We start from the raw sequence: 21,826 nt of genomic DNA, 5'->3' as shown, positions 1-21,826 counted from the left end.
TGAAGGGAACACAACCGATAACGATTATCGTTAGTTGAGACTGGTTCTCAACTGGTGAAGACGCTACTATCTTGCCCGTCGACGGTCAAACCAGGCTGAAGGTCAACCCGGCGCGAAGGATGGCGCGAAGGATGGAAGATTGAACGGCGAACTCGCGACGGCCGAAGTGCTGGCGCCCCCGGACTCCGGGAACGGCTCGCGCACGTCGCTGATGGACGTACCGCTGCGGAAGGCGGTCGAACTCGAGCGCATCGACGCCCCGAACGAGGAAGTCGAACCGCTGCTCGAACGCGGCATCCTGCCGGGCTGCCGGCTCATCCGCGTCCGCAACTCCCCCACGGGAGACCCGATCATCTCCGTCGAGGGCACCCTCCTCGCGCTGCGCCGCGAATCCGCCGCGCAACTCTTCGTGCGCGAGGTCTAGCCTAGCCGCCCCCCGGAGCTGCCTACGCGTACGGCATGACCGGCACCTTGCCGAGCAGACGCGCGTAGACCGTCAGCGCGCCCCGGTGGTGCGCCGTGTGATCCGCGATCCCGTTCACGATCGCGCCGCACGGCTGGCCTGCCATGATCCGCGGATCCCCGATCAGCTCGTTCAGTTCGTCGTCCGACGCGGAGCCGATGACCTCGATCGCCCGCTCGTAGGCGTGATCCAGCCACCTCATCCCGTCCGCCAGCGACGTGGTCGCGTGCGCCTCCTGAAGGTGACCCTCGAAATCCATGTCCCACCCCTCCCCGAACGCCCCGTCCACGAACCAGTCCACGGTCCCCGCGGCGTGCGCGACGTGGCCCGCGACGGTGAAGAGCCCGGGTTGCGGCGCGAACCCGGAATCGTCCTCGTCGAAGGTCTCGAGCGTCTTCGTGAACAGCTTCACGGACATGGAGAGGTCTGCGGCCAGGCGTTCGGCGTGTGACACGAAAAGTTCCGCTAAGGATGGTGAATTTCGGTATTTCTTCGGCGTGCGCGGACTATGCTCGCCGACCGCGCCGTTGTCAAGCGAGACCGGCCGGGGCCGGCTGGACTCGCCGGGGCCGTGTTAGTTTCTTCGGGCACACCGCGAACCGAGACCAGGAAAGCCGATGGGACCAGACCCAAACACCGACACCGCGATCAACGGGAGCACCCCGGTCGGCGTGGGAGGTTGGCTCCTGGTTTACCTCTATGGTTCCATCCCCTTCCTGCTCTTCCATTCGGCGGGCCTGTCGGGATGGTTTCTCGACTATGCCCTCTGGCTGCTGATCGCGATCTTCCTTCTCCTCGCGTCCCCGCTCGTTCTCATCCTCCTGAAGTCGCCGCGAGCCCCGAGGTGGAACATCTTCGCGCTGTGGGTCGTCGCCCTCCAGATCACGCTGCGCGCGGCCGCCGTCCCTTTCAATCTGGAGACCGACGGGGCGGCGCAGAGGAGGAGCCCCGAGGAATGGGCGGCCGCGATCGCGATCCTCGCCGTCATCGTGGTCGGGTCGCTGGCGTGGGCGACGATCTGGACGGTCTACTTCCAGCGATCGCTTCGAGTACGGAACACCTTCCCTCCGCTGGCGGCCGAAGCCTAGCCCGAACTTCCGCAGCCCGGAACGCGGCAAGTTGTTGCGACGTGGTCACATGACTCGATTTCGGGGGTGGGTGCTACTGGGTACGGGTCACGGTTTGACGCCGAGGAGCCGGAAGGCCTCGGCCTGAAGGGGGGTGGGACGGGCGAGGATGTCGGCGGCCGGGGCTCCGGGCGCGACGGGTCGGACGCGGTTTTTGGTGAGGGTGGCGAGGTCGGCCAGGAGTGTCCGGAAGCTGTGGACGGGCAGCCCCTCGGGAGTGCGCTTGCGGGCGGCCTTGGCGCGCGCGGCGGGCGAGGGTCTCGCGGGCGCGACGGGCGAGGCGCGTTGGGCCTCGGCGGCGTCGGGGTCGTCGTCGTCGAAGAGCAGCGGGGCGAGGGCGCGTCTCATGTGCCACTCGACGTAATAGGCGAGCATGCAGAGGAAGACGTGGGCCCGCACGCGCCCCTCGAGGCGGTGGTGGACGGGACGGACCTTGAGGTCGACGCTCTTGAAGCTTCGGAAGGCGCGCTCCACGCGGCTGAGGCTCTTGTAGGAGCGGACCACGTCCCCGGCCGGCAGTTCGTCGGCGGGCACGTTGGTGCGGATGACGTAGATGCCGTCCAGGGCCGCCTCGGCGGCGATGCGCTCCTCGTTGCGCGCGTACGCGAAGCGGCCGTCCCCGGCGACCTCGGTGTCGAAGTGCTTGCCGACCTTGCGGGATCGCAGGGCGCGGTCGGCGCGCACGGCGATCTTCTCGGGGTCGGTGAGCGGGCTCCGCTCGCGCCGCGTGGCCGCGGCGACCTTCTCCAGCTCGCGTTCGGTGGCCTCGAGGAGTTCCTCGCGCTTGCGGGCGCGCTCGGCGGCCAGGAGCGGGTTGCGGCACGCGACCAGCCGCTCCCCGGGATAGTCGGGCGACTCGATCTCGGCGAGGTTCCGCTCGTCGAAGAGCGACAGCTGGAGGTCGCCGCCGCCGGCGAGCTTGCGGATCGCGTCGGCGCGCAGGGCGGTGATCCACCCCAGCCCCGCGGGCCGCAGCTCCTCCCGGATGCGGGCGCCGGTGATGAGCCCCCGGTCGCCGACCAAGACGATCCGGGACAGGGAGAAGCGCTCGCGCAGCTTCGCCACCTGCGCGCCGACGACACCCGGATCGGCGGTGTTGCCCTCGAACACCTCGACGGCCACCGGACACCCCTCTCCGTCGCACAGCAGCGCGAACACGATCTGGAGCTTGCCGCGTTTGCCGTCGCGGGAGTAGCCCCGCCTGGCGAGCGGACACTTGCGGCCCTCGAAGTAGGTCGAGGTCACGTCGCACAGCACCAGCGAGCCGTCCGCCAGGCGTCTCCCCGCCAGATGCCGCTCGATGCGGTCCCGGCGCCTCAGCAGCCAGTCCATGGCCCGGTACAGCTCGTCCGCGTCCGCGTCCCCGACGCCGAGCTCCCCGCCCAGCGTGTGGCTCATGGTCTCCCCGCCAAGCGAGCGCGCGGTGGCCAGCTTCGAGCGGGGGTCGAGGACGCGGGCGACGATCATGGCGACGGCGAGCGCCCCGCTCCCGGGACGGACGGCGGTCCAGCAGCTTCTCGAGCCCCAGGGCGCGAAGGGTGCCCAGGACGGCGGCGACGTGGCCGTGGGGCCGGGAGCGAAGGATCTCGAACGCGTCGTCCATCGAGGGAAGCGCGACGCCCCCCTTCAGGAGGATGCGGAGCCCCTCGACGAGTTCGTCGGGCCACTTCGAGAGGTTGGCCAGCGTGCGCTTCCTGACCTTGCCGCCCTCGCGGTAGGACTCGCGCAGAAGGACGGCGGGCGGGGAGTTCCGGTTGGGGACGCGCTCGACGTACATGGACATAAACATAACGCATACAACACATCGTGGCAACGCTATGCATCTTACGCTACATGGGTACCGAGAACCGCGCATGAAGCCGCGTATGCGGTTCCCCGTTAACGAGTTACGGCCTGCAGCGGCCCCGATTCACGCGGAAGTTCGGCCTAGCTCGGGATCGGCCACATCTTCACCCGCCCGTACACGCCCGGGACCAACGGGCATGGTCGCCGCGGCCCGCCTGCGCAACGGCGCGAGATCTCGAGCGATCATGGCAGTGTCGGTGCCCCTGTTTCGGTGCCCCTGCATCGGCCTATGCCAATTGAAAGTGTGATTTTCAATTGGCATAGGCTTTCACAGGGACTGCCGGCAACACCCCCAGGCATTGGATGCCGTACTCCCTTCCAGCGCCTCGTGGAGTTGCGGGTCACCAACGTCCTCGTTACGCACAGCTAGCAGCAGCGCGTGGCGAAAGCCGGGGCTTTGGCCGAGGTGCTCCGCCCGCCGTGAGGAGCGCACGCCGGGATGGGAATATTCTCAGCGGATCTCGGGCGGCAGCCGCCTCACGGTGATGACCGGGACGTCGAACGCGTCCGTGTCGAGGAAGGCGACGAGGCCATCCGGGCCAAAGGCGTCCGGCATGTCGGGCAGCGACGCGGTCCCCGGGGCGAGCGTGCGCACGTAGCGTCCGTCCGGCGTGATCACGTCGATCAGGCCCGGCTCGCCCGAGGCCGGCTCCGCGCTGCGCTGGACCCACAGCGCGCCGTCCCCGGTCGCGCGCAGGGCCGAGATCACCGGCACTTCGGGGAAGAACCGCATGTTCTCGACCGCCGCCACCCGCGCGGCGGCCAGGGCATTCGACAACTCCGCCATCTCGGGAGTTCTCTCCCCTCCCCCCACCGTGGCGCTCGTCCGGTTCCCTGTCTCCTCCAGCCGACGGTCGCGCTCCGCTTGTCTGATCGCCTCCGTAGCGGGCAACGGCGACATGGGCCGCCGCAGGACGCGCGATATCGCGCCCGATCGATCGGCCAGTTTGATGACGTAGCCCGAGGAGTCCGAGAACGCGACCCCGCCCGACGGCAGTACGTCGAACAGAAGCGCCGGTTCGAAGCCCCACAGCTCACCGACGAAATCCTCCAGAGTGACGGGGGCGCCGCGGCCCTCGTCCTCCGGCCACGGCACCCAGGCCTCCACGAGAGTTCGCTCGCTGACCTCGTCCGACGACAGGTCGAAGCGAACGATGGAGCGCCCGTTGTCGTCCGCACCACGCCACGACGCGCCCACGACCGTCCTCGCGCCGCCCGGGTCCGGTCGCATGTTCAAGCCCACCCCGCCCCTCACCATGCGGTCGAAGTCGCCTTCCGGCCCGAACACGTGGTGTCCCGTGTGCAGGACATCCTCAACGAGCGTGCCCCCATCCGCCCAAACCACCATGCGCCTCGGCCACCGGAACTCCCCCGGCCCGTCGCCGTCGCGACCGAAGTCCTTCACGTGCCGACCGGCAGGGTCCACGATGACCACGCGCGTCCCGGCCTCAGGCCCCGGGGCATCCAGCAGGTAGAGGTTGCCCGCGCCGTCAAAGCCGATGTGTTGGATCGCCGTGAACTCCTCCCATTCGGACTCGGCAAGCGCCGACCCAATGCGGTAGACCGACTCCAGGTCCACGGAAAGCGGCAGATCCTCGGCCGGCAGGTCGACCACCTCCTGGGCCCGCAGGCCGACAGCTCCCAGCGCCACCACGAACACTCCGTTGAGAAGCGTTCCGGCAATGACGGTTGCTCGTGATCTTCGGTCCATCGCGGCGCCTCCGCTGCTGGTCGAGACAGGACGCCCGGATCCCGGTCGTCCCATGCCGTAGACGCTGGACCCTCGGGTTTGGGTTGCGCGGGGTCACTGGTGAAGTGTCGCGCAGATTCTCAGCGGATCTCGGGCGGCAGCCGCCTCACGGTGATGACCGGGACGTCGAAGGCGTCCGTGTCGAGGAAGGCGACGAGGCCGTCCGGGCCAAAGGCGTCCGGCATATGGGGCAGCGACGCGGTCCCCGTTTCGAGCGTGCCCGCGTAGCGCCCGTCCAGCGTGATCACGTCGATCAAGCCCGGCTCGCCCGAGCCCGGCTCCGTGCTCCGCTGCACCCACAGCGTACCATCCCACGTAGCGCGTAGGGCCGCGATCACCGGTACCTCCGGGAAGAACTGCATGGTCTCGACCTTCGCCACCCGCGCAGCGGCCAGGGCCCTCCCCAACTCGCGAAGTGACTCCGCTCCCCCGGCTGTGGCCTCCCAGTTCCGTGCCTCCGCGAGCCGACGGTCGCGCTCCGCCTGTCTGATCGCCTCCGTGGCGGGCAACGGCGATATGGGCCGCCGCAGGACGCGCGATATCGCGCCTGATCGATCGGCCAGCTTGATGGCGTACGCCGAGGAGTCCGAGAATGCGATGTCGCCCGACGGCAGTACGTCGAACAGGAGGGCCGGTTCGAAGCCCCACACCTCATCGACGAAATCCTCCAGGCTTTCGGGGGCGCCGCGGCCCTCGTCCCCCGGCCGGGGCGCCCAAGCCTCCACGAGAAGAGTCCGCCCGCTCACCTCGTCGGACGACAGGTCGAAGCGAACGATGGAGCGCCCGGTGTCGTCCGCACGGCGCCATGACGCGCCGACGACGGTCCTGGCGCCGATCCGGTCCGGTCGCATGTCGCGGCCCATCTCGTCCCGCACCATGTGGTGGAAGTCGCCTTCGGGTCCGAAGACGTGGTACCCCATGTGCATGACGTCCTGGATGAGCGTACCTCCGTCCGGCCAGACGACCATTTCCCTCGGCCACCGGAACTCTCCCGGCCCGTCCCCGTGGCGACCGTAGTCCTTCACGTGTCGACCCGCGGGGTCCACGATGACGACGCGCGTCCCGGCCTCGGGCCCCGGGGCATCCAGCAGGTAGAGGTAGCCCGAGCCGTCGAAGCCGATGTGCCGGATCGCCGTGAACTCCTCCCATTCGGACTCGGCAAGCGCCGACCCAATGCGGTACACCGGCTCCAGGTCCACGGAAAGCGGCAGATCCTCGGCCGGCAGGTCGACCACCTCCTGCGCCCGCAGGCCGACAGCTCCCAGCGCGGCCGCGACCGCCGCATTCAGAAGCGTTCGGGGAACGACGGCTCGTGATCTTCGATCCATCGCGGCGCCTCTTCCGATGGGAGTCATGACGCCCGAATCCCGGACATCACCACATCGGTGACACGGGATCCTCGAATCTGGGTTGCGCGGGGTCGTTGAGAGCCGGGGGAGGTCGCGCCGATTCCAGGCGGATCACCGGCGGAAGCCGCCACACCGTGATGACGGGCACGTCGAACTCGTCCGCTCCGATGAACGCGACGAGGCCGTCCGGGCCGAAGGCGTCCGGCATGTCGGGCAGCGCCGCGGTCCCCGTCTCGAGCGTGCCGGCGTAGCGCCCGTCCGGCGCGACCACGTCGATCAGGCCCGGCTCGTCCGAGCCCGGCTCCGTGCTCCGCTGCACCCACAGCGCGCCGTCCCAGGCCGTGCGCACGGCGGCGATCAGCGGCACCTCCGGGAAGAATCGCATCTTCTCCACCGCCTCCGCTGCAGCGACCTCATGTTGTCGATGAACTCGAGGACCGAGGGGGGCGGTGCGCTCCCGCGCTGCGTGACCGTGCGATTGCTCTCGACCTCGAGCCGCCGTTCGCGCTCCAACCGTTCCATCTCTTCCGTCACGGCCAGCGGCCGGATGGGTCGGCGCAGGATGCGCGAGATCGCACCCGACGGATCCGTGAGTTTGATGGCCCAGGCCGACGAGTCCGAGAACGCGACCCCGCCCGATGGCAGCGCGTCGAACAGGAGGTCCGGTTCAAACCCCCATTCCTCGCCGATCATGTCTTCGGGGTCGCCACTCCTCGGGCCCTCGTCCTCGACCGGCGCCCAAGCCTCCACGAGCACTCGATCCTCGACCTCCTCCGATGACATGTCGACGCGCTGGATCGTGCGCCGGCTGCGGCCGACCAGGGTGCGAGCACCCGTCCGTTCGGGGCGAAGGTCCGGGCGGCGCGCCATGGCGAACCCCATGCCCCCTCCGCTCTCTCTCACCATGCGCTCGAACTCGCCGCCGGGGCCGAAGACGTGGTATCCCGCGTGCATCATGTCCTCGACCAGGACCTGCCCGTCCTCCCACACCACGAGTTGCGTCGCGGCGCGGAACTCGCCCGGCCCGTCACCGGCGCGCCCGAAGTCGTTCACGAATCCGCCCGCCGCGTCCACCACGACGATGCGCACGTCGGCCGACGTTCGCGTCCCGTCCAGCAGGTACAGGTTGCCCTGGCCGTCGAACGCGACGCCGGAGATGGACGTGAACTCCTCCCATTCCTCTCCCGCGGAGGCCGATCCGAGCCGGTACACGAGTTCGAGGTCCGGTGACACGGGGAGATCCTCGGCGGGAAGATCGACGATCTCCTGGGCTTCGAGACCGGCCGCCCCAAGTGCCGCCCCGAGTGCCGCCAGCCGCCCCGCGACGACCCCCACGGCGACCCCGCTCCCACGGCTGAACCCCGTTCGTGATCTTCGTCGCATCTTGGCAGCCCCCTGCGCTGGCGTAGGTTTGTTCGGAGTGAGGCGCGGTCCTCGGCCCACCCCGACGAACGGGCGTACCGCGCTACCTACTATGGAGGTAGTAGACATGACTCGCAAGCGTTCACTCGATTCGACCGTCACCACTCTACTCGTGTGGGTCGCCGCTGCGTCGTGGGTCGGCTGCGGAGGGGGGGAGGCTGCTTCCGACGAACCCGCGGGGGCCGCGTCCGCCGACGCGCCACCGCAGTTCGAGACGACGGAGGTCGCCGAGGGGGTGTACCAGTTCCGCTGGATCGGGCACAACGCCCTGTTCGTCGTGACCTCGGAGGAAGTCTTCGCCTTCGATCCGATTTCCGTCGAGGCGGCTGCCACCTACGCGGAGGAGATCCGGCGGGTCGCGCCGGGGGCCGAACTCGCGGCCATCGTCTACAGCCACCGGGACGCGGATCACGCGACGGGCGCCGAGGTGCTGCGAGAAGCCTTCGGGGCGGATGTCCCCATCTACGCGCACGAGAACGCCGACGCGCCCCTGCGGGAGGCCGCGAATCCCGACCTTCCCCCGCCCACCTCCACCTTCGCCGAGACGATGACGCTCGCGGGCGGCGAGATCGAACTCCACTACCTGGGCCGGAGCCACAGCGACGACATGGCCGTCGCCTTCCTCCCGGCACACGGCCTCGCCTTCGCGGTGGACTTCGTATCGCGCGACCGGTTCGGGTACATGGACCTCGCATCCTTCCACTTCCCCGACATGTTCGGGGCGATCGAGGGACTGCTCGAGATCCCGTTCGAGACCATCGTGTTCGGGCACGGACCGTCGGGAGATCGGGCCGCTATCGAGCGGCAACTGACCTACTACCGCGACCTGGACGCCGGGGTGAGGGGCGCGGTCGAGGCGGGGCTGAGCGAGGACGAGACCGCCGCCACCGTCCTCCTCGAGGACTACAGTCACTGGGACCGTTACGACGACTGGCGCGAACTCAACGTGCGCGGCATGCACCGGAAGCTCTCCGCCGCCGGCGCGGGAGAGGATGAAGAAGAGGGCGAGGGCGGCGAGGAGGGCGAGGGCGAGCACGGCCGCGAGGGGCGCGAGGGAGGCGAGGGCAGCGGCGAGCACGACCGCGAGGGCGAGGGCCGAGAGGGCAGCGGCGAGCACGACGGCAATGGCGGCGAGCACGGCGGCGAAGGCGGCCACGACGAAGGCGACGAGGGCGAAGAGTCGGGCGAATACCTCGGGCGGGCCGAGACCTGGGACGCGACGCGGCGAGGGGCGCGGCTGATCCTCTCCTATGATCCGGGGCGCGAGGCTTTCGCGGGGACCGTAGAGAACACGACGGGTGAGACCCTGTGCGCGGTGCGCGTCGAAGTCCACCTGTCCTCGGGCACGGAACTGGGGCCCACGCAGCGGGCGGATCTGGCCCCAGGCGCGGCGGCGGAGGTCGAGTTGGCGGTCGGCGGCGAGGCCTTCGAGCGCTGGACCGCGCACCCCGAAATGTCCCCCTGCGCGACGTAGGAGACGTTCCCGCGGGAACGTCTCGCGACCGCATCTTCGTCGCTTCCCAGTGGGTGCCGCGCCCACTGGGCCGGACGTTCGAGTTCTTTTCGGACGCCCACCATCTGGAGCGGATCACTCCGCCCTTCGTGGGCTTCCGGATCCTGACCCCGCCCCCTATCGAGATGCGCAAGGGGACGCAGATCGACTATCGACTGCGGCTCCGTGGCGTCCCCCTGCGGTGGCGTAGCGAGATGACGCGCTGGGATCCGCCGCACGGCTTCGTCGACGAGCAACGCCGCGGACCGTACCGGAAGTGGATCCACGAGCACTGTTTCCGAGAGGAGGACGGGGGCACGCGCGTGGAGGATCATGTCACGTATGCGGTGCCGGGCGGCGCGCTGGTCGACCGATGGTTCGTACGCCCGGATCTCGACCGCATCTTCGAATACCGCCGCCACGCCATCGCGGAGCTGTTCCGAGGCTAGCGGCTGGCTAGCTGTGCGTAACAAGGACGTTGGTGACCGGTAGCTCCACGGGACGCTGGAAGGGAGTACGGCGTCCAATGCGCGTGTGCCACCGCCCATCTGCCGCCGCCCGGCACCAACCGGGGGGGCAACCTGAGGTGCCCGGGGGTTCCTGGGAGTCCCTGTGAAGCGTTAAGCCAATTGAAGATTGAACTTTCGATTGGCTTAAGCCGATGCAGGGGCGCTGGCTCCTCCCACGAGTGCTGGAGATCTCGCGCCGTTGCTCAGGCGGGCCGCGGCGAACCATGCCCGTTGTGACGCTGGTGTGAAATCCAGAGATGGCGTCGGTCAGCCGACGGGTGTGATGCGTGCGCGCACGACGTAAAGCACGTCAAGTTCGTCCGTCACGATCAGCCAGACGAGATCGCCTCGCACGACCGGGGCGACCCGCTCAAAGAGGTTGAGGCCGGGCCCAAGGCTGGCCGTGCCGAGATAGGCGCCGTCCCTCGAGTAGACATCGAACAGGACTCCGTCGCCACTGGAGGGGGTCCGGATCCACAGGTTGCCTTCGGCCGTCTCGAAGATGTCCTCGACGGCGGGTCTGATGCTGGGGACCCGGGACCAGTCCCATTCGCCCACGCCCATGTTCGAGGTCATCTGCCGCATCATGTCGATGACGGAGTCGCGCTCGGCGGTGGGGACGGCGACGGGGGGTCGGCGTGTCTCGACCACGAGGGTCGTGTCACCGCCCGGCTGCCATCGCTTGATGCGGTACTCGGGATCTCCGGGCCGGGTGGACCATGCCGCACCTCGCGGATCGAGGTAGCGGACCTCGCCGGGATAGAACGGGATCGAGTACGCCATGTAGCCGCCGCCCATCTCCTGGTAGAAGGCGCCGGGCTGGCTCTCGGGATCGAACTCTTCGTCTTCGGGGCCATCGCTCGGCAGCGGCAGCGAGTCTGTGAGTCTCATGTTGAGATCGTAGACGCGAAGCCGCCGCCGGTTCCCGGACACCCGCGATGGCCGGTAGATACGGTTCCCCTCTACCATCGCCCCGTTCCAGGTCGCATTGATGTTCGCGTCGGCGAACGGGAAGGACTCCACGAAACCGTCCTCGGGATCGAAGACGGACATCCTCCCGTTGCGGGTATCCGGGACCCAAAGCCGCCCATCGTGATCCAGCATGAGACCGTTCGCGTTCACGAACTCGCCGGGTCCCTGCCCCTTGCGGCCGTGGGTCGCGATGTGAGCGCCATCCGGGCCGAAGACGCGGAGTTCCTGCGACTGCGAATCGAGGACGGCGAAGCGCCCATCGTCCAGCACGACAAGGCCCTTCAGGTATGCGAACGCGTCCGGTCCGGCCCCTTCAACGGTGCCGACCCGAAGTTCCTCGACCAGCGTCCAGGTGGGGGCGGCATCCGTCCTCGGGACGTTGGTCACGCGGACTGTGCCCGAAGGCAAGGTGTCCCGCACCGTGGTCCAGCCGGGCTGAGGCGCGTTGTCGCCGCAGCTGGTCAGGGTTACCCACGCCACGGCGAGCAGGGCGCGGCGTTCTCCTCCATACATCATTCAACTCCTCTCTGATGACGGGGGCATGTTCCTGGCCGCGCCTCTCCCCGGAGGGGGCCACACGCGTCAGCCCGTCGAGCCCGCCAGACGGCGGAGCGCGGCGACTTCGTCCTCCAGCGAGCCCTCGATCTCCTCAATGCGCCGGTCGGCGTCGACTTCCTCGATCAGCCGCTCGATCTCGCGCGTCTTCCCTTCAAGATCGTACGCCTCGATCTCGACTTCGATGGCCGCGACCTTCCCCGACGCGTCGTAGTCTTCGATCTGCTGCTCCACTTCGCGGGTTTTTCCCTCCGCGTCGTAGGCCGCGATCTCCTCCTCGAGTTCCTGGACCTTCCCGTCCAGGTCGTAGGCGGCGATTTCCTCCTCGGTCTGCCGCATCCGCGACTCCAACTCCTGAAGCTCCGCCTCCAGCGCTGCCCGGGTTTCGGCTCTCGCCGCCAGCCGCATTGCGGCGTTCAAAGAAGAGATCCGGCCGCGGTAGGAGGAGATCCGGCCGCGCAGACCGCTGACATGACCCCGGTACCCGGAGATCCGGCCGCGCAGACCGCTGACATGACCCCGGTACCCGGAGATCCGGCCGCGCAGAGTGGACTCCTCTCCCCGAATCTCCATCACCTCCTGATAGCCGTTCATGATCCTGAGCATCAGGTCATGCCACTGGCGTGCCTCGGCGTCGAAGGTCCGGCGCACGTCGTCGACACTCCACTCGTATTCGATTCCGCCGGGGCCCTCGGTGATCACGAGCCGCTGGGTCTTGTCTTCCCTGGACTCGAGAAGAAGCCAGCTGTCGGCACCCACGGCTCGGACCTCGGTGCCGTCGTCGCTCATCACCACGTTTCCGTGTGCCCGCATGCACAGGTACATCCCCGCAACCGATCTCTCGATCGTGCGGTCTCCGTGTTCCAACCGGTGACCCGCAGGCCGCCCCTTACCGTCATCGTGCGCATCGAATCGCTGCCGGCCCACGGGCACTGGATCTCCTGCCGCATCGGCCGCGGGGGTTCGGGTTGCACGGCGGCCGCAACCGCGAGTTCGTGCTCGCGCGGTGCCGGGATTGCGGCCGAAGGCGCCTCCGCCCGGGCGAGCCTGGCTTCGTGAGGTGGCACCGGAGCTTCGTCGAACGGGACGGGATGGGCGGCAGCGACAGAGACCGCCGCCGAGCCTACGATCGTCAAGGTCACGGCAGTCCGAGTCACGCTTGGACGCGGGCGCCTACGCTTCAGAATGGCCACGATTCTTGTCTCCAGTTGCGAGGTTTTCACGAGGGGGAGCGCAAGTAGGTTCGGACGGCGGCCGCGGGCAGACGCCAGCCGCAGAAGGAGGCGGGCGTAATCGGAGGGACGCGCTCCGAGCGCGAGCACCTCCTCGTCGCAGGCCTTCTCGCTGGCGACCTCCGCGCGTCGTGCCGCGACCCAGCCGAGGGGATGGAACCAGTAGAGGGCGAGCACGATCCGCCGCATGAGCTGCCGCAGCACGTCCCTTCGACGGACATGGATGAGTTCGTGGGTCAGCACCACAGCCCGCCGTTCGGGGCTCCATTTCACGGCCGCCGCGGGGAGCAGGATCACCGCCTTCCACAGCCCGCCCGTCATCGGCGTGGCGGTCACGTCGCTAGACAGAAGTTGCACATCCGCGCGAATACGCATCCGCTTGCGGATCGCGTCGGCCTGTCGCCGCAAAGCCGGGTCGCGAAGCGGGAGGGCGGCACGTACCAGCGCGCGCAGGCGCAAGGCTCCGGCCGCCAGCGAGATCAGCGAGATCGCGCAGCCCAGCGCCCATGCAATGAAGAGAACGCGAACCGGACTCCAGGAGGATCCGGTCGGCTGGCCGGCGGGTGCGCCGGGAAGAGCGCGCGGGTGTGGAACTCCGGAGCCCGGCACTTCGGCGCTCACCCGCGGCGTACCGACGGCGGCGGCTTCGACGGCGGCAGGGGCCTCAAGTGCGGGCGGCCGGGGCTCGCCGTCCCGAGCGGGGAGGATCGGCACGTTCCAGGAGGGGGCGAGGATGCCCAGCAGGGGGAGCACGAGCACCAGGGCGAACGTCGTGGTCCACAACCGATGAATGGTCCCCGGCGATCCGCGCCGTCCAAGCCAGGCCAGGGCAAGCGCCACCAACAGCAGCAGCGTGACCTGCGCCGTCAGTTCGACCGCACCCATCGGCAGGCTCACCGGATCTCGGGCGGCAGGCGCCGCACGGTGATGACCGGGACGTCGAACGCGTCCGTCTCGACGAAGGCGACGAGGCCGCCCGGGCCGAAGGCGGCGGGCATTTCGAGGACATCGGGAGCGAGCGTGCCCAGGTAGCGCCCGTCCGGCGCGAGCACATCGATGGGGCCCGGCTCTTCCGCGCCCGGCTCCGCGCTGCGCTGGATCCAGAGGGTGCCGTCCCAGGTCGTGCGGACCGTCGCGATCACGGGTACCTCGGGGTAGAACCGCATGCTCTCGACCCCTAGCATCCGAGCCTCGGTAAGGAAGTTCATCGTCACCATGGTCTGGGGTGACGGGGTGCCCCTCACGTTGACCGACGGGTTTCGCAACCGCTCGAGGCGGCGTTCGCGCTCCTCCCGTCGCATGGCCTCCGTGACCGGCAGCGGTCGTATGGGTCGGCGCAGGACGCGCGAGACCGCGCCGGACGGATCGGTCAGCTTGATCGCGTAGGCCGACGAGTCCGAGAACGCGACCCCGCCCGATGGGAGCACGTCGAACAGCAGGGCAGGCTCGAACGCCCACTCGGCGCGCACCATGTCCTCGATGTCCTCGACGGTGTGGGATCGCTCCTCCTGTTCCCGCGGCGCCCAGGCCTCGACCAGCGTTTGCTCCGACACCTCGTCCGACGACAGATCGAAGCGCAGGATGACCCGCCCCTCGTCGCCCGTCGAGGAGTCCCAGGAACCGCCGACGACGCTCCGGCCGCCGGTGCGCTCCGGTCGCATGTCGCTGCCCGGTTCCATCCCGAGCATGCGTTCGAACTCGCCGCCCGGGGCGAAGACGTGGTAGCCCATGTGCATGATGTCCTGGACCAGCGTTGTCCCGTCCGCCCACACGTACATCCGCCTCGGCGCCCGGAACTCGCCGGGACCGTCGCCGGAGCGACCGAACTCGGTCACGAGCCCGCCCGCCGGGTCCACGACGACGATGCGGGCCCGGCCCAGAAATCCTCCCGTCTGGTCCATGAGGTGGAGGTTCCCCGCGCCGTCGAACCACAGGCTCTCGATGGACGAGAACTCCTCCCACTCGGCCTCCGCCCCGGCCGATCCGATGCGGTACACGAGTTCCAGTTCGGGGGACGGGAGACGATCCTCGGCGGGGAGATCCACGACCTCCTGCGCGATGGCTTCCTGCGCCTGGAAGCCTACCCCCCACAGGACCGCTGCAAGCCCTCCGCTGAGGCGTCGTCGCGCGGCGGCCGTCATCGGGTCACCCGCTGCAGTTCGGCGATGATATCCTGGAGCTGGCGTTCCATCTCCTCCATCCGGCTCTCGAGGTCCATTGCCTCGATCTCGCGCTGAAGCTGGTCGGCGATCTCCGCCAGCGTCCCGTCGAGCACCCAGGCCTCGGTCCGTGCCTCGATGTCGGCCTGGATCCGAGCCACTTCCCGCGCGAAGTCGTAGTTGTCGATTCGTTCCGCGATCTCGCGGAGCCGACCCTCGACGTCGGCTTGCTCGATCACCTGCGCGGCCCGCCGGAGCCCCGCCTCCAATTCGGTGAAGCCTCGCTCCAGCCGAGCCCGTGCTTCCGCCGCTCGCGCATCGCGCATGCCGGAGCGGAGGGCGGAGATTCGGTCACGGTATCCCGATATCCTGCCGTACAGGACGATAGCCCCCGTGTAGGGTTGCCACGCCTCGTGGTAGCCGCGCATGACCGTGAACATGAGGTCGCGCCATTCCCGCGCCTCCGCGTCGAAGGGCCGGCGGGCGCCATCGACGCTCCATTCGCGTTCGATCCCGTTGGGGCCACGGGTCACCACGAGCCGGTGGGTCTTCTCACCCCTCGACCCGAGGATGACCCAGCTGTCCTCACCCAGAGCTTCCACCGCGGTGCCGTCCTCGCCGAACTCGACATCGCCGTGCAACCGCATGCAGAGGCGCCTGTCCGCAACGGATTTCTCGATCGTGAATTCCCCGTCCCGCCACCTCCAACCCGGGAACAGCGTGCCTTGGGCCTGAATTGCGTACGGCCGCATCGAATCGGCGGTGGACGAGAAGCACTCGACCTCCTGCAGCGCGGCGGGAGCCGGCGGCGCGTCCCCCGGCGAGAACTCCGGGATGCCCGGGATTCCGGTCTCGTCGCGGAGCGATTCCGTTGCGGCTGCGGCGACGGTGGCGGATTGAACGGTGGCCAGGGCGGCGGTTGCGGCGGCCCCGTCCTCGACCGGGACCGGGCGCGCGGCGGCGACAGATACCCCCGCCGCGCCGATGACCGTCAGCGTCAGGGCCGTGCGCACGATGCTGTGGCGCGGACGCCGGCGCGCGAGAATGGACGTGATCCTCCGCTCCAGTTGCGAGGGGTGCACAATGGGCAGCGCCAGCGCCTTCGGACCGCGGGAGAGGCCGCGGGCGAGGAAGAGGAGGTGCCGGGCGTAGTCCGAGGGCCGCGTGCCGAAGGCGAGCACCTCTTCGTCGCACGCCTTCTCGCTGGCAAGCGCGGCACGGCGCGAGGCGAGCCACGCCAGGGGATGGAACCAGTAGAGGGCGAGCACGACGCGGCGTATGAGCTGCCTGAGCGTATCCCGCCGCCGCACATGGACGAGTTCGTGCGCGAGCACCACCTCGCGCCGCTCCCGACTCCAGCTCGCCGCCGACTCCGGAAGCAGGATCACCGGCCGCCGCAGACCCCCCGTCATCGGCGTCGTCACCGCCCCGCTCACCAGGAGCCGTATCTCGCCCCGGAGGCCCAACCGGCTCCGGAGGGCCTCGGCCTGACGAACCCACTCGGGATCGCGCACGGGACGCGCCGCCCGCACCAGTCTCCGCAGCCGGAGGGCCGCGACGGCCAGCGAGACCAGCGAGAGGCCGCACCCCATCATCCAGACGATCCAGGCGATCCGAACCCCGGAGCGTCCCGTGCCGGCGCTCGCCGGAGCGCTTCCCGCCCCGCCGACGCGCGCGTCCAGGCGGGCTCGCTCCGCCAGAACCAGAGCTTCGCGCGTTCTGTCGATCTCCAGCGCCGGGATCCTGCCGGCGGCCTCGACCGAGCCGGGGATGGAAGCGGGGGCGGGCTCCCCGCCGCGGGCGCGAAGGAGCGGCACCTCCCACGAGGGACCGAGGAGGCCGAGGGCGGGGAGCGCGAGCACGAAGGCGAACGTCGCCGTCCACAGCAGATGCAGGGTCCTGGAAGCCCCCCGCCGCCCGAACCACGCCAGCGCGAGCGCCAGAAGGAGCAGGAGCGTGACCTGCGCGGTCAGCGCCACCGCATCCAGGGCGGCATCCGGGGCCGCGGCCAGGAACGCGCCGCTCTGGGCGCCGGCGCCGCTCACCGTCCCTCCTCCGCCGCCTGCTCGATCATCTCGGTAATACGGGCGTGTTCCTCCGGGGTGAGGCCGCCCTCGCGAAGCTCGAGCAGCGCGGCCACCGCCCCCTCCACGGAGTCCCCGAAGAAGGTCTTGAGCACGCGGCGCATGGCCGAGCGCCGGGCGCGCAGGGCCGGCATGGTGGGCGAATAGAGGTAGCGGGGCCCGTCCGGCTCACTGACCAGGTGCCCCTTGTTCACGAGACCCCGCAGGATCGAACGGACGGCCGAGTAGGTCGGAGGATCCGCCATGTTCTCCTGGATCTGCGCGGCCGCCGGGTTCCCCAGTTCATACACGAGGTCCATGACCTCGCGCTCTCGTCTGCTCAGTTCCGGGAGTGGACTCACTGTGACCGTCTCCTTCTCTCACCACGACTCATCAAGTTTCGAGACGTCGCACGACGTCTCACGAAATCTCGCGAAGGGCCGATGTCCCCTCCGGGACGAAACCCTAGCGCCGGCGTGCTGAAAAATCAACACACCCCTACAGACAGCGGTCACGCGCACAGGGTTGCATCGAGGTATCGCGCGTTCGGAGACGTTCCCGCGGGAACGCGCGTGCATGTCGGCGAGGGGAGTGTCCTAGCCGAGTCCCTCCGCGGCGACGGCAAGCGGATGGCGGGCAAGACGCCGGTCGGCGGTGAGCAGTCTGAGGCCCTCCCGCCGAGCCTGGACGAGCAGCAACTCGTCGAACGGGTCCTTGTGATCGAGCGGCGGCTCGAGCGGCGGCTCGAGCGGCGGCGCGGCATGGAGGATCGTCATCGGCAGGAACGTCACATTCTGATCTTCAAGGGCCGCGACTACGTCGGTCGGAGCGAAACGGCTCTTGCGCGCGCCCGACGGGTGACGGGCATGGTGCTTGAGCCGCATCTCCCAGATCGACACCGCGCTCACGTGGATCCGAACATCGCGGCCGGCCAGAAACCGGCGCTCGGGCTCACGGAACTTTCCGGGCGCCTCCATGAGGTCGTAGAGATAGGACGTATCGAGCAGAACGCGCATTCGTCCGTCCGACTACCCGGTGTCGAGACCGAGCACGCGGCGGCTGAAGGCCGGATCGTCGTATTCCTTCGGCCACCTCTCGCCATCTCCCTCCATTCCGAGCCGACGGCGCGCGGCCTCCAGCTTGTCGAAGTCGATCCCGCCGCCATGGTCGCAGCGCACGAGTTCGACCGCCGGGCGGCCATGTTTCGTAATGATCACGCGCTCGCCGTTGCGGGCGGCGGCGATGAGTTCGGAGAGGCGGGCCTTCGCCTCGCGCAGGGCCAATTCCATGGTGAATCGCTCCCGGGTGCGCGCCGCTGGCCCGGTAGGCCGCAACGCTCCCTCCAATTCAAGACTACATCGTGACCACAAAATCCGCCTCTCCCCCCGGCAGTCAGCGGATTGTGACGACTCTCACCCCTTCGATCGAGAGTTCGGCCCAGCTCCGATCGGCGGTCAGTGCCGGGAGACCGAGCCTGCACGCAGTGGCCAGGCAAGCCCGGTCACCCAGTCCGAGGCCGACGTGCCGCGTCATCGGGCGATAGGCGCCGCTGAGCAGGGCGGTTTCGTAGTCGAAGGGAATGGATTCGATCCCCAGTTCATCGAAAACGCTCGCCACCGCTCCCGCGGTCCAGCCGTTCTGTGAGAGGCGCGCCGCGACTTCGGCCACGTTCACGGACGACATGGCCGCGCCACGCTCGAGCGCGCGGAGGACGCGGGCCGTCCCGGGTTCCTTGAAGAGCACCGCCAGGACGGCCGAAGGGTCCAGGACGCTCTCGGCCGGTTCACTCACGCGCGGCTTCGGCTCGCCGTTCCAGGATGAACGCGTCAACGACGCTCCCGGATTCCTGCCGGTTCCGCGCAGCGAGGGCCTGCAGGCGCGCGAGTGCCCCGCGTACCGTGCGCAGCCGGATCGTGTCGCCCTCCAAGCCGACCAGCAACTGCTGCCGACCGCGAATGCCGAGCGCCCTCCGAAAACGTGCGGGAACCACCAGCCGACCGGCCTCGTCGATCGTCACGCGCTCGGTATCTACCGAAGAATCCGGCGAACTCCCCAGAGCCGCGTACCCTGTCCCGTCTGCCATGGTATACCGCCATGTAATGGTAGAGTATACAAGCATACCATATCGGGTCTCGTGACGCGAGGGGGTATGCTAGTCACGTCCCCGTCGGGGCATTCGGCAAGCGATTTCAGTCCGATGTCTGCGCGCAATGCGGCACACGCGACCGTAATGCAGATAGCTTGGGTAATCGTTTCCGTCGAGGGGTCAGCCGCCCATCTCCACGCAGCCTTCGAGCCTCTGGAGTTGAGATTCCGCGCTCGACCTAGGCCTCGCTGGTCATCAGTGGAGGTTCATCCGGGGGAGGCCCACGAGCCTACTCTGAACCCGCAGTGCTATTCGTTGCCTCCTGAGATTGACTCGCCTCGTCAAATGAGATCTCCCCCTGTTCCTCGATTTCCTGGACTTGCGGTCTGAACACGGGAACGACGATGCTGGCCAAGCCCGCACGCGCGGCTGCAGTCTGAACGAATTCTCGCCAGTAAGGCCACACGTTGTAGGTTCCGTTCAATTCGGCAAAATGCTCCAGGGAGTCCGTCGGGTACGCGGCCGCGCCCTCAAGTCGATATATCGCGAGAAACGTTGCACTGAGACCAAAGAGCGATTGACCCTTGTGAGCATCGTCTGCCGACGTTGCATCCAGCATGAGGTCGATGTAGACGAATGCGTGGTCCGGCTTGCGCGCCGACAGGTCACATCGACACCGGAATCGCTGGGACAGCCTGAGTTCTTCCGGCATATCGAGCGGATCCAGACCCACCTTCAGTTCGGCGTGTGCCAGGGTCACCGATTCAATCTGCACATGGCGAGACACCAAGCTGGCGCGATCGAAATTGGTAGGCATAGACAATACCCTAGGCGACAAGGTTGAGGCGGCTGTCTTCTTGAACGGACGCGCGATTGTGCTGGGGGCCATGCTGTGAAACCGACGTTTCGAGTGCCAGCTGCGGATCCACAGCGGACGTGACGTGGACGGTCCGGTGACTCCAGATCGTATGATCTCCGAGCTGCTTGAATGTGGAAGCGACGACGGGTTCGAATTCGATGACCGCCCGCGTACCGCAGGCGTGGGCGAGTGCAGCCAGCGTTCGCAGGGTCATGTTGCGGGATCCGCTGAGGAGTTGCGTAACGTTCGGGCGACTCGTACCCAGAATTGCCGCCACGCCGGCGCGCGTGAGTCCCCGTCTAGCCATGGCTTCTGCGATCGCTTCGGTCGTCCAAAGGATCAAGCGTTCTTCCTCGTACAGCCTTCGAGCCTCTGGAGTTGCGGTTTGCCGCTCGACCCATGCCTCGTTGGCCATGTCAGTTGTCTCCGTTCTGGTTGTTGAGAAACTCGCGCCTCATTTGTTTTGCTCTCTTGATGTCTCGTGGCTTGTGTCGATTTCGCTTCTTCTTCAAGGCGTGCAGGAGCACTAGGCGCGCGTCTTCGGTAAAAAAACAAAAGATCCGGACTTGATCGCTTCGGATCGCGAAAATATCAGCGTCAATTTTTCTTGAATCTGGTCTTGTTCCAGAGTGACCCCTCTTCCCCAAGCCGTTGGAACATCGCGTCTAGCTTCACCCGGGCCCCCGGTGGTAGCCCGTCTAGGAAATCTCCAACCGGACACGCGCCGCTCACTCGTTCCATACATTCGATCGTGAGCTTGGATCCAACGTACTCGGGAGAACGTGGCACGCGTGTACTCTCGATTCATTCGCTAAGCGGTTTAAGTCTTAGGCTTCGAACACGTTTAGGAACACCGGATTCGTCGTCGTCCACGAGAACAGATTGCACGCACGCCCACCCTCCCATCCGTACAGGTAAGGCATATGTTAACGGCGACCCGACGACCCGACAAGCCTTCGTTCCGCTTGCCTCCAAGATCGTGTCTCGCCTCCGGCGGGAAAGGACGCAAGGTTTGTGCGCGACCGCTCGCCCGCGGGCATGTCTCCCCGCTGCTCGCACACCCGCAGGTTCGCGGCGGCGATCAAACCGGGATCATCATCGCGGGAGGCATCAGCGCGGCGGCATCGACCGCAATGAGGAAGGCTCTGACGTGATCACACTCGAGGGGAAGACCGCCATCGTCAGCGGGGCGGCGAAGGGGATCGGCGCCGCGTGCGCGCTCGCCTTCGCCCGTCACGGGGCGGACGTCGTGCTGGGGGATGTGCTGGAGGAGCGTTGCGCCGACACCGCGCGAAGCATCGCGGAGGAGACGGGGCGGGAGACGCTTGCGGCGCGCGCCGACGTGAGCGACAAAGGGGACTGCGCCGCGCTCCTCGACGCGTGCACCGACCGCTTCGGCGGCTGCGACATCCTGCTCAACAACGCGGGGATCATCGCGGAGGGGTCGATCCTGGACGTGACCGTGGAGGACTTCGACCGCGTGCTGTCGGTGAACCTGCGGGGGAGCTTCCTCCTCTCCCGCCTCGTGGCGCGAGACATGGTGGCGCGGGGGGTGAAGGGGTCGATCATCAACATGTCCTCAACGAACGCGGTGGTGACGATTCCGAACCAGCTCGCCTACGCGGCCTCCAAGGGGGGCGTGATGCAGCTGACGAAGGTCATGGCGCTCGCGCTCGCGCCGCATGACATCCGGGTCAACGCGATCGGGCCGGGGACGATCGTCACGGACATCCTCGACTCGGTGATCGCCGACGATGAGGCCCGGCGCACGATCCTCTCCCGCACCCCGCTGGGACGGTTCGGCGATCCGGCCGAGATCGGGACCGTGGCCGTCTTCCTCGCCAGCGACTACGCCTCGTACCTCACGGGCGAGACGATCTACCCGGACGGAGGACGGCTGGCGCTGAACTACACCGTCCCCCTGCGCGAAGACGGGTGAACGG

23 protein-coding genes and 1 pseudogene are annotated in these 21,826 nt (G+C 68.2%); 5 read left to right on the top strand and 19 right to left on the bottom strand.

Translation table 11 applies throughout. The features are described from left to right. Nucleotides 1–139 precede the first annotated feature (139 nt). A complete protein-coding gene (locus tag ACOQPP_RS19365) occupies nt 140–424 on the top strand; it encodes a FeoA family protein (RefSeq protein WP_419163996.1) in 285 nt (94 codons plus the stop codon). 22 nt (nt 425–446) lie between these two features. On the opposite strand, the gene ACOQPP_RS19360 is transcribed toward ACOQPP_RS19365, so the two are convergent. Next, entirely contained in the window at nt 447–917 is a 471-nt protein-coding gene (locus ACOQPP_RS19360; protein ID WP_419163995.1) for a DinB family protein, read from the bottom strand. 163 nt (nt 918–1,080) lie between these two features. Here ACOQPP_RS19360 and ACOQPP_RS19355 point away from each other — a divergent pair, with 163 nt between their 5' ends. Further along, nucleotides 1,081–1,551: a hypothetical protein gene (locus ACOQPP_RS19355; protein ID WP_420637227.1), complete on the top strand. Its 471-nt coding sequence runs from the start codon at nt 1,081–1,083 to the stop codon at nt 1,549–1,551. A gap of 87 nt (nt 1,552–1,638) precedes the next feature. On the opposite strand, the pseudogene ACOQPP_RS19350 reads toward ACOQPP_RS19355, so the two are convergent. The 5 genes and pseudogenes from ACOQPP_RS19350 to ACOQPP_RS19330 all read right to left on the bottom strand — a co-directional run bounded on the left by ACOQPP_RS19350 (nt 1,639) and on the right by ACOQPP_RS19330 (nt 7,917). Beyond that, nucleotides 1,639–3,367, bottom strand: a pseudogene (locus ACOQPP_RS19350) (IS1634 family transposase). A 519-nt stretch (nt 3,368–3,886) separates the two neighbouring features. Next, nucleotides 3,887–5,146 (bottom strand): hypothetical protein, encoded by a 1,260-nt coding sequence (locus ACOQPP_RS19345; RefSeq protein WP_420637226.1) that lies wholly within the window; start codon nt 5,144–5,146, stop codon nt 3,887–3,889. 119 nt (nt 5,147–5,265) lie between these two features. Then, on the bottom strand, nt 5,266–6,513 hold the full coding sequence (locus ACOQPP_RS19340) for a hypothetical protein (protein WP_419163992.1): 1,248 nt from the start codon (nt 6,511–6,513) through the stop codon (nt 5,266–5,268). 46 nt (nt 6,514–6,559) lie between these two features. After that, nucleotides 6,560–6,919, bottom strand: coding sequence for a hypothetical protein (locus tag ACOQPP_RS19335; protein ID WP_420637225.1), 360 nt, complete (start codon nt 6,917–6,919; stop codon nt 6,560–6,562). Continuing rightward, nucleotides 6,892–7,917 (bottom strand): hypothetical protein, encoded by a 1,026-nt coding sequence (locus ACOQPP_RS19330; protein WP_420637224.1) that lies wholly within the window; start codon nt 7,915–7,917, stop codon nt 6,892–6,894. The genes ACOQPP_RS19335 and ACOQPP_RS19330 overlap by 28 nt, the downstream gene beginning before the upstream one ends. Nucleotides 7,918–8,023: 106 nt before the next feature. On the opposite strand from ACOQPP_RS19330, the gene ACOQPP_RS19325 reads away from it, so the two are divergent. Both ACOQPP_RS19325 and ACOQPP_RS19320 read left to right on the top strand, forming a co-directional pair. Further along, a complete protein-coding gene (locus tag ACOQPP_RS19325) occupies nt 8,024–9,430 on the top strand; it encodes an MBL fold metallo-hydrolase (protein WP_420637223.1) in 1,407 nt (468 codons plus the stop codon). A gap of 53 nt (nt 9,431–9,483) precedes the next feature. Then, nucleotides 9,484–9,897 carry an SRPBCC family protein gene (locus ACOQPP_RS19320; protein ID WP_419163989.1) on the top strand — a complete coding sequence of 138 codons (414 nt, stop codon included), beginning with the start codon at nt 9,484–9,486 and terminating at the stop codon, nt 9,895–9,897. A gap of 327 nt (nt 9,898–10,224) precedes the next feature. On the opposite strand, the gene ACOQPP_RS19315 is transcribed toward ACOQPP_RS19320, so the two are convergent. The 13 genes from ACOQPP_RS19315 to ACOQPP_RS19255 all read right to left on the bottom strand — a co-directional run bounded on the left by ACOQPP_RS19315 (nt 10,225) and on the right by ACOQPP_RS19255 (nt 20,530). Continuing rightward, nucleotides 10,225–11,445, bottom strand: a complete 1,221-nt coding sequence (locus ACOQPP_RS19315) for a 6-bladed beta-propeller (RefSeq protein ID WP_419163988.1) — start codon at nt 11,443–11,445, stop codon at nt 10,225–10,227. Between the two features lie 66 nt (nt 11,446–11,511). Next, the gene (locus ACOQPP_RS19310; protein ID WP_420637222.1) at nt 11,512–12,273 is read right to left on the bottom strand and encodes a hypothetical protein; all 762 of its coding nucleotides are present in this window, start codon (nt 12,271–12,273) and stop codon (nt 11,512–11,514) included. After that, a complete protein-coding gene (locus ACOQPP_RS19305) occupies nt 12,273–13,613 on the bottom strand; it encodes a M56 family metallopeptidase (protein WP_420637221.1) in 1,341 nt (446 codons plus the stop codon). The genes ACOQPP_RS19310 and ACOQPP_RS19305 overlap by 1 nt, the downstream gene beginning before the upstream one ends. Next, complete coding sequence (locus ACOQPP_RS19300; RefSeq protein ID WP_420637220.1) at nt 13,610–14,857, bottom strand: hypothetical protein; 1,248 nt, start codon at nt 14,855–14,857, stop codon at nt 13,610–13,612. Before ACOQPP_RS19300 ends, ACOQPP_RS19305 begins: the two co-directional genes overlap by 4 nt. Next, nucleotides 14,854–16,920, bottom strand: coding sequence for a M56 family metallopeptidase (locus ACOQPP_RS19295; protein WP_420637219.1), 2,067 nt, complete (start codon nt 16,918–16,920; stop codon nt 14,854–14,856). The genes ACOQPP_RS19300 and ACOQPP_RS19295 overlap by 4 nt, the downstream gene beginning before the upstream one ends. Then, nucleotides 16,917–17,300: a BlaI/MecI/CopY family transcriptional regulator gene (locus ACOQPP_RS19290; RefSeq protein ID WP_419163984.1), complete on the bottom strand. Its 384-nt coding sequence runs from the start codon at nt 17,298–17,300 to the stop codon at nt 16,917–16,919. The genes ACOQPP_RS19295 and ACOQPP_RS19290 overlap by 4 nt, the downstream gene beginning before the upstream one ends. A gap of 234 nt (nt 17,301–17,534) precedes the next feature. Next, a complete protein-coding gene (locus ACOQPP_RS19285; protein ID WP_420637218.1) occupies nt 17,535–17,954 on the bottom strand; it encodes a type II toxin-antitoxin system VapC family toxin in 420 nt (139 codons plus the stop codon). A gap of 12 nt (nt 17,955–17,966) precedes the next feature. Further along, nucleotides 17,967–18,227 (bottom strand): type II toxin-antitoxin system Phd/YefM family antitoxin, encoded by a 261-nt coding sequence (locus tag ACOQPP_RS19280; protein WP_420637217.1) that lies wholly within the window; start codon nt 18,225–18,227, stop codon nt 17,967–17,969. 103 nt (nt 18,228–18,330) lie between these two features. After that, nucleotides 18,331–18,729, bottom strand: a complete 399-nt coding sequence (locus ACOQPP_RS19275) for a type II toxin-antitoxin system VapC family toxin (protein ID WP_420637216.1) — start codon at nt 18,727–18,729, stop codon at nt 18,331–18,333. Next, nucleotides 18,722–19,021 carry an AbrB/MazE/SpoVT family DNA-binding domain-containing protein gene (locus ACOQPP_RS19270; RefSeq protein WP_419163980.1) on the bottom strand — a complete coding sequence of 100 codons (300 nt, stop codon included), beginning with the start codon at nt 19,019–19,021 and terminating at the stop codon, nt 18,722–18,724. Before ACOQPP_RS19270 ends, ACOQPP_RS19275 begins: the two co-directional genes overlap by 8 nt. 292 nt (nt 19,022–19,313) lie before the next feature. Continuing rightward, complete coding sequence (locus tag ACOQPP_RS19265; protein ID WP_419163979.1) at nt 19,314–19,799, bottom strand: hypothetical protein; 486 nt, start codon at nt 19,797–19,799, stop codon at nt 19,314–19,316. Nucleotides 19,800–19,851: 52 nt separating this feature from the next. Beyond that, nucleotides 19,852–20,298 (bottom strand): helix-turn-helix domain-containing protein, encoded by a 447-nt coding sequence (locus ACOQPP_RS19260; RefSeq protein WP_419163978.1) that lies wholly within the window; start codon nt 20,296–20,298, stop codon nt 19,852–19,854. Between the two features lies 1 nt (nt 20,299). Next, nucleotides 20,300–20,530 carry a type II toxin-antitoxin system RelE/ParE family toxin gene (locus ACOQPP_RS19255; RefSeq protein ID WP_420637215.1) on the bottom strand — a complete coding sequence of 77 codons (231 nt, stop codon included), beginning with the start codon at nt 20,528–20,530 and terminating at the stop codon, nt 20,300–20,302. 503 nt (nt 20,531–21,033) lie between these two features. Between ACOQPP_RS19255 and ACOQPP_RS19250 the strand changes: the two genes are divergently transcribed. Continuing rightward, nucleotides 21,034–21,822, top strand: coding sequence for an SDR family NAD(P)-dependent oxidoreductase (locus ACOQPP_RS19250; protein ID WP_420637214.1), 789 nt, complete (start codon nt 21,034–21,036; stop codon nt 21,820–21,822). The last annotated feature ends 4 nt before the right edge of the window (nt 21,823–21,826 follow it).

It is taken from the genome of Candidatus Palauibacter sp. (genome assembly GCF_965222475.1).
GTDB lineage: Bacteria > Gemmatimonadota > Gemmatimonadetes > Palauibacterales > Palauibacteraceae > Palauibacter.
The sequence above is the reverse complement of the archived record's forward strand: the minus strand, read 5'-3'. Positions and strand labels throughout refer to the sequence as shown.

Bases quoted from the DNA above. Each gene is read 5' to 3' on its own strand.
- ACOQPP_RS19270 (WP_419163980.1), bottom strand. From the start codon at position 19,021: ATGGCAGACGGGACAGGGTACGCGGCTCTGGGGAGTTCGCCGGATTCT.
- ACOQPP_RS19280 (WP_420637217.1), bottom strand. From the start codon at position 18,227: ATGGAATTGGCCCTGCGCGAGGCGAAGGCCCGCCTCTCCGAACTCATC.
- ACOQPP_RS19325 (WP_420637223.1), top strand. From the start codon at position 8,024: ATGACTCGCAAGCGTTCACTCGATTCGACCGTCACCACTCTACTCGTG.
- ACOQPP_RS19285 (WP_420637218.1), bottom strand. From the start codon at position 17,954: ATGCGCGTTCTGCTCGATACGTCCTATCTCTACGACCTCATGGAGGCG.
- ACOQPP_RS19340 (WP_419163992.1), bottom strand. From the start codon at position 6,513: ATGGATCGAAGATCACGAGCCGTCGTTCCCCGAACGCTTCTGAATGCG.
- ACOQPP_RS19315 (WP_419163988.1), bottom strand. From the start codon at position 11,445: ATGATGTATGGAGGAGAACGCCGCGCCCTGCTCGCCGTGGCGTGGGTA.
- ACOQPP_RS19355 (WP_420637227.1), top strand. From the start codon at position 1,081: ATGGGACCAGACCCAAACACCGACACCGCGATCAACGGGAGCACCCCG.
- ACOQPP_RS19335 (WP_420637225.1), bottom strand. From the start codon at position 6,919: ATGCGATTCTTCCCGGAGGTGCCGCTGATCGCCGCCGTGCGCACGGCC.
- ACOQPP_RS19300 (WP_420637220.1), bottom strand. From the start codon at position 14,857: ATGACGGCCGCCGCGCGACGACGCCTCAGCGGAGGGCTTGCAGCGGTC.
- ACOQPP_RS19330 (WP_420637224.1), bottom strand. From the start codon at position 7,917: ATGCGACGAAGATCACGAACGGGGTTCAGCCGTGGGAGCGGGGTCGCC.
- ACOQPP_RS19260 (WP_419163978.1), bottom strand. From the start codon at position 20,298: ATGGCCAACGAGGCATGGGTCGAGCGGCAAACCGCAACTCCAGAGGCT.
- ACOQPP_RS19310 (WP_420637222.1), bottom strand. From the start codon at position 12,273: ATGAGCGACGACGGCACCGAGGTCCGAGCCGTGGGTGCCGACAGCTGG.
- ACOQPP_RS19345 (WP_420637226.1), bottom strand. From the start codon at position 5,146: ATGGACCGAAGATCACGAGCAACCGTCATTGCCGGAACGCTTCTCAAC.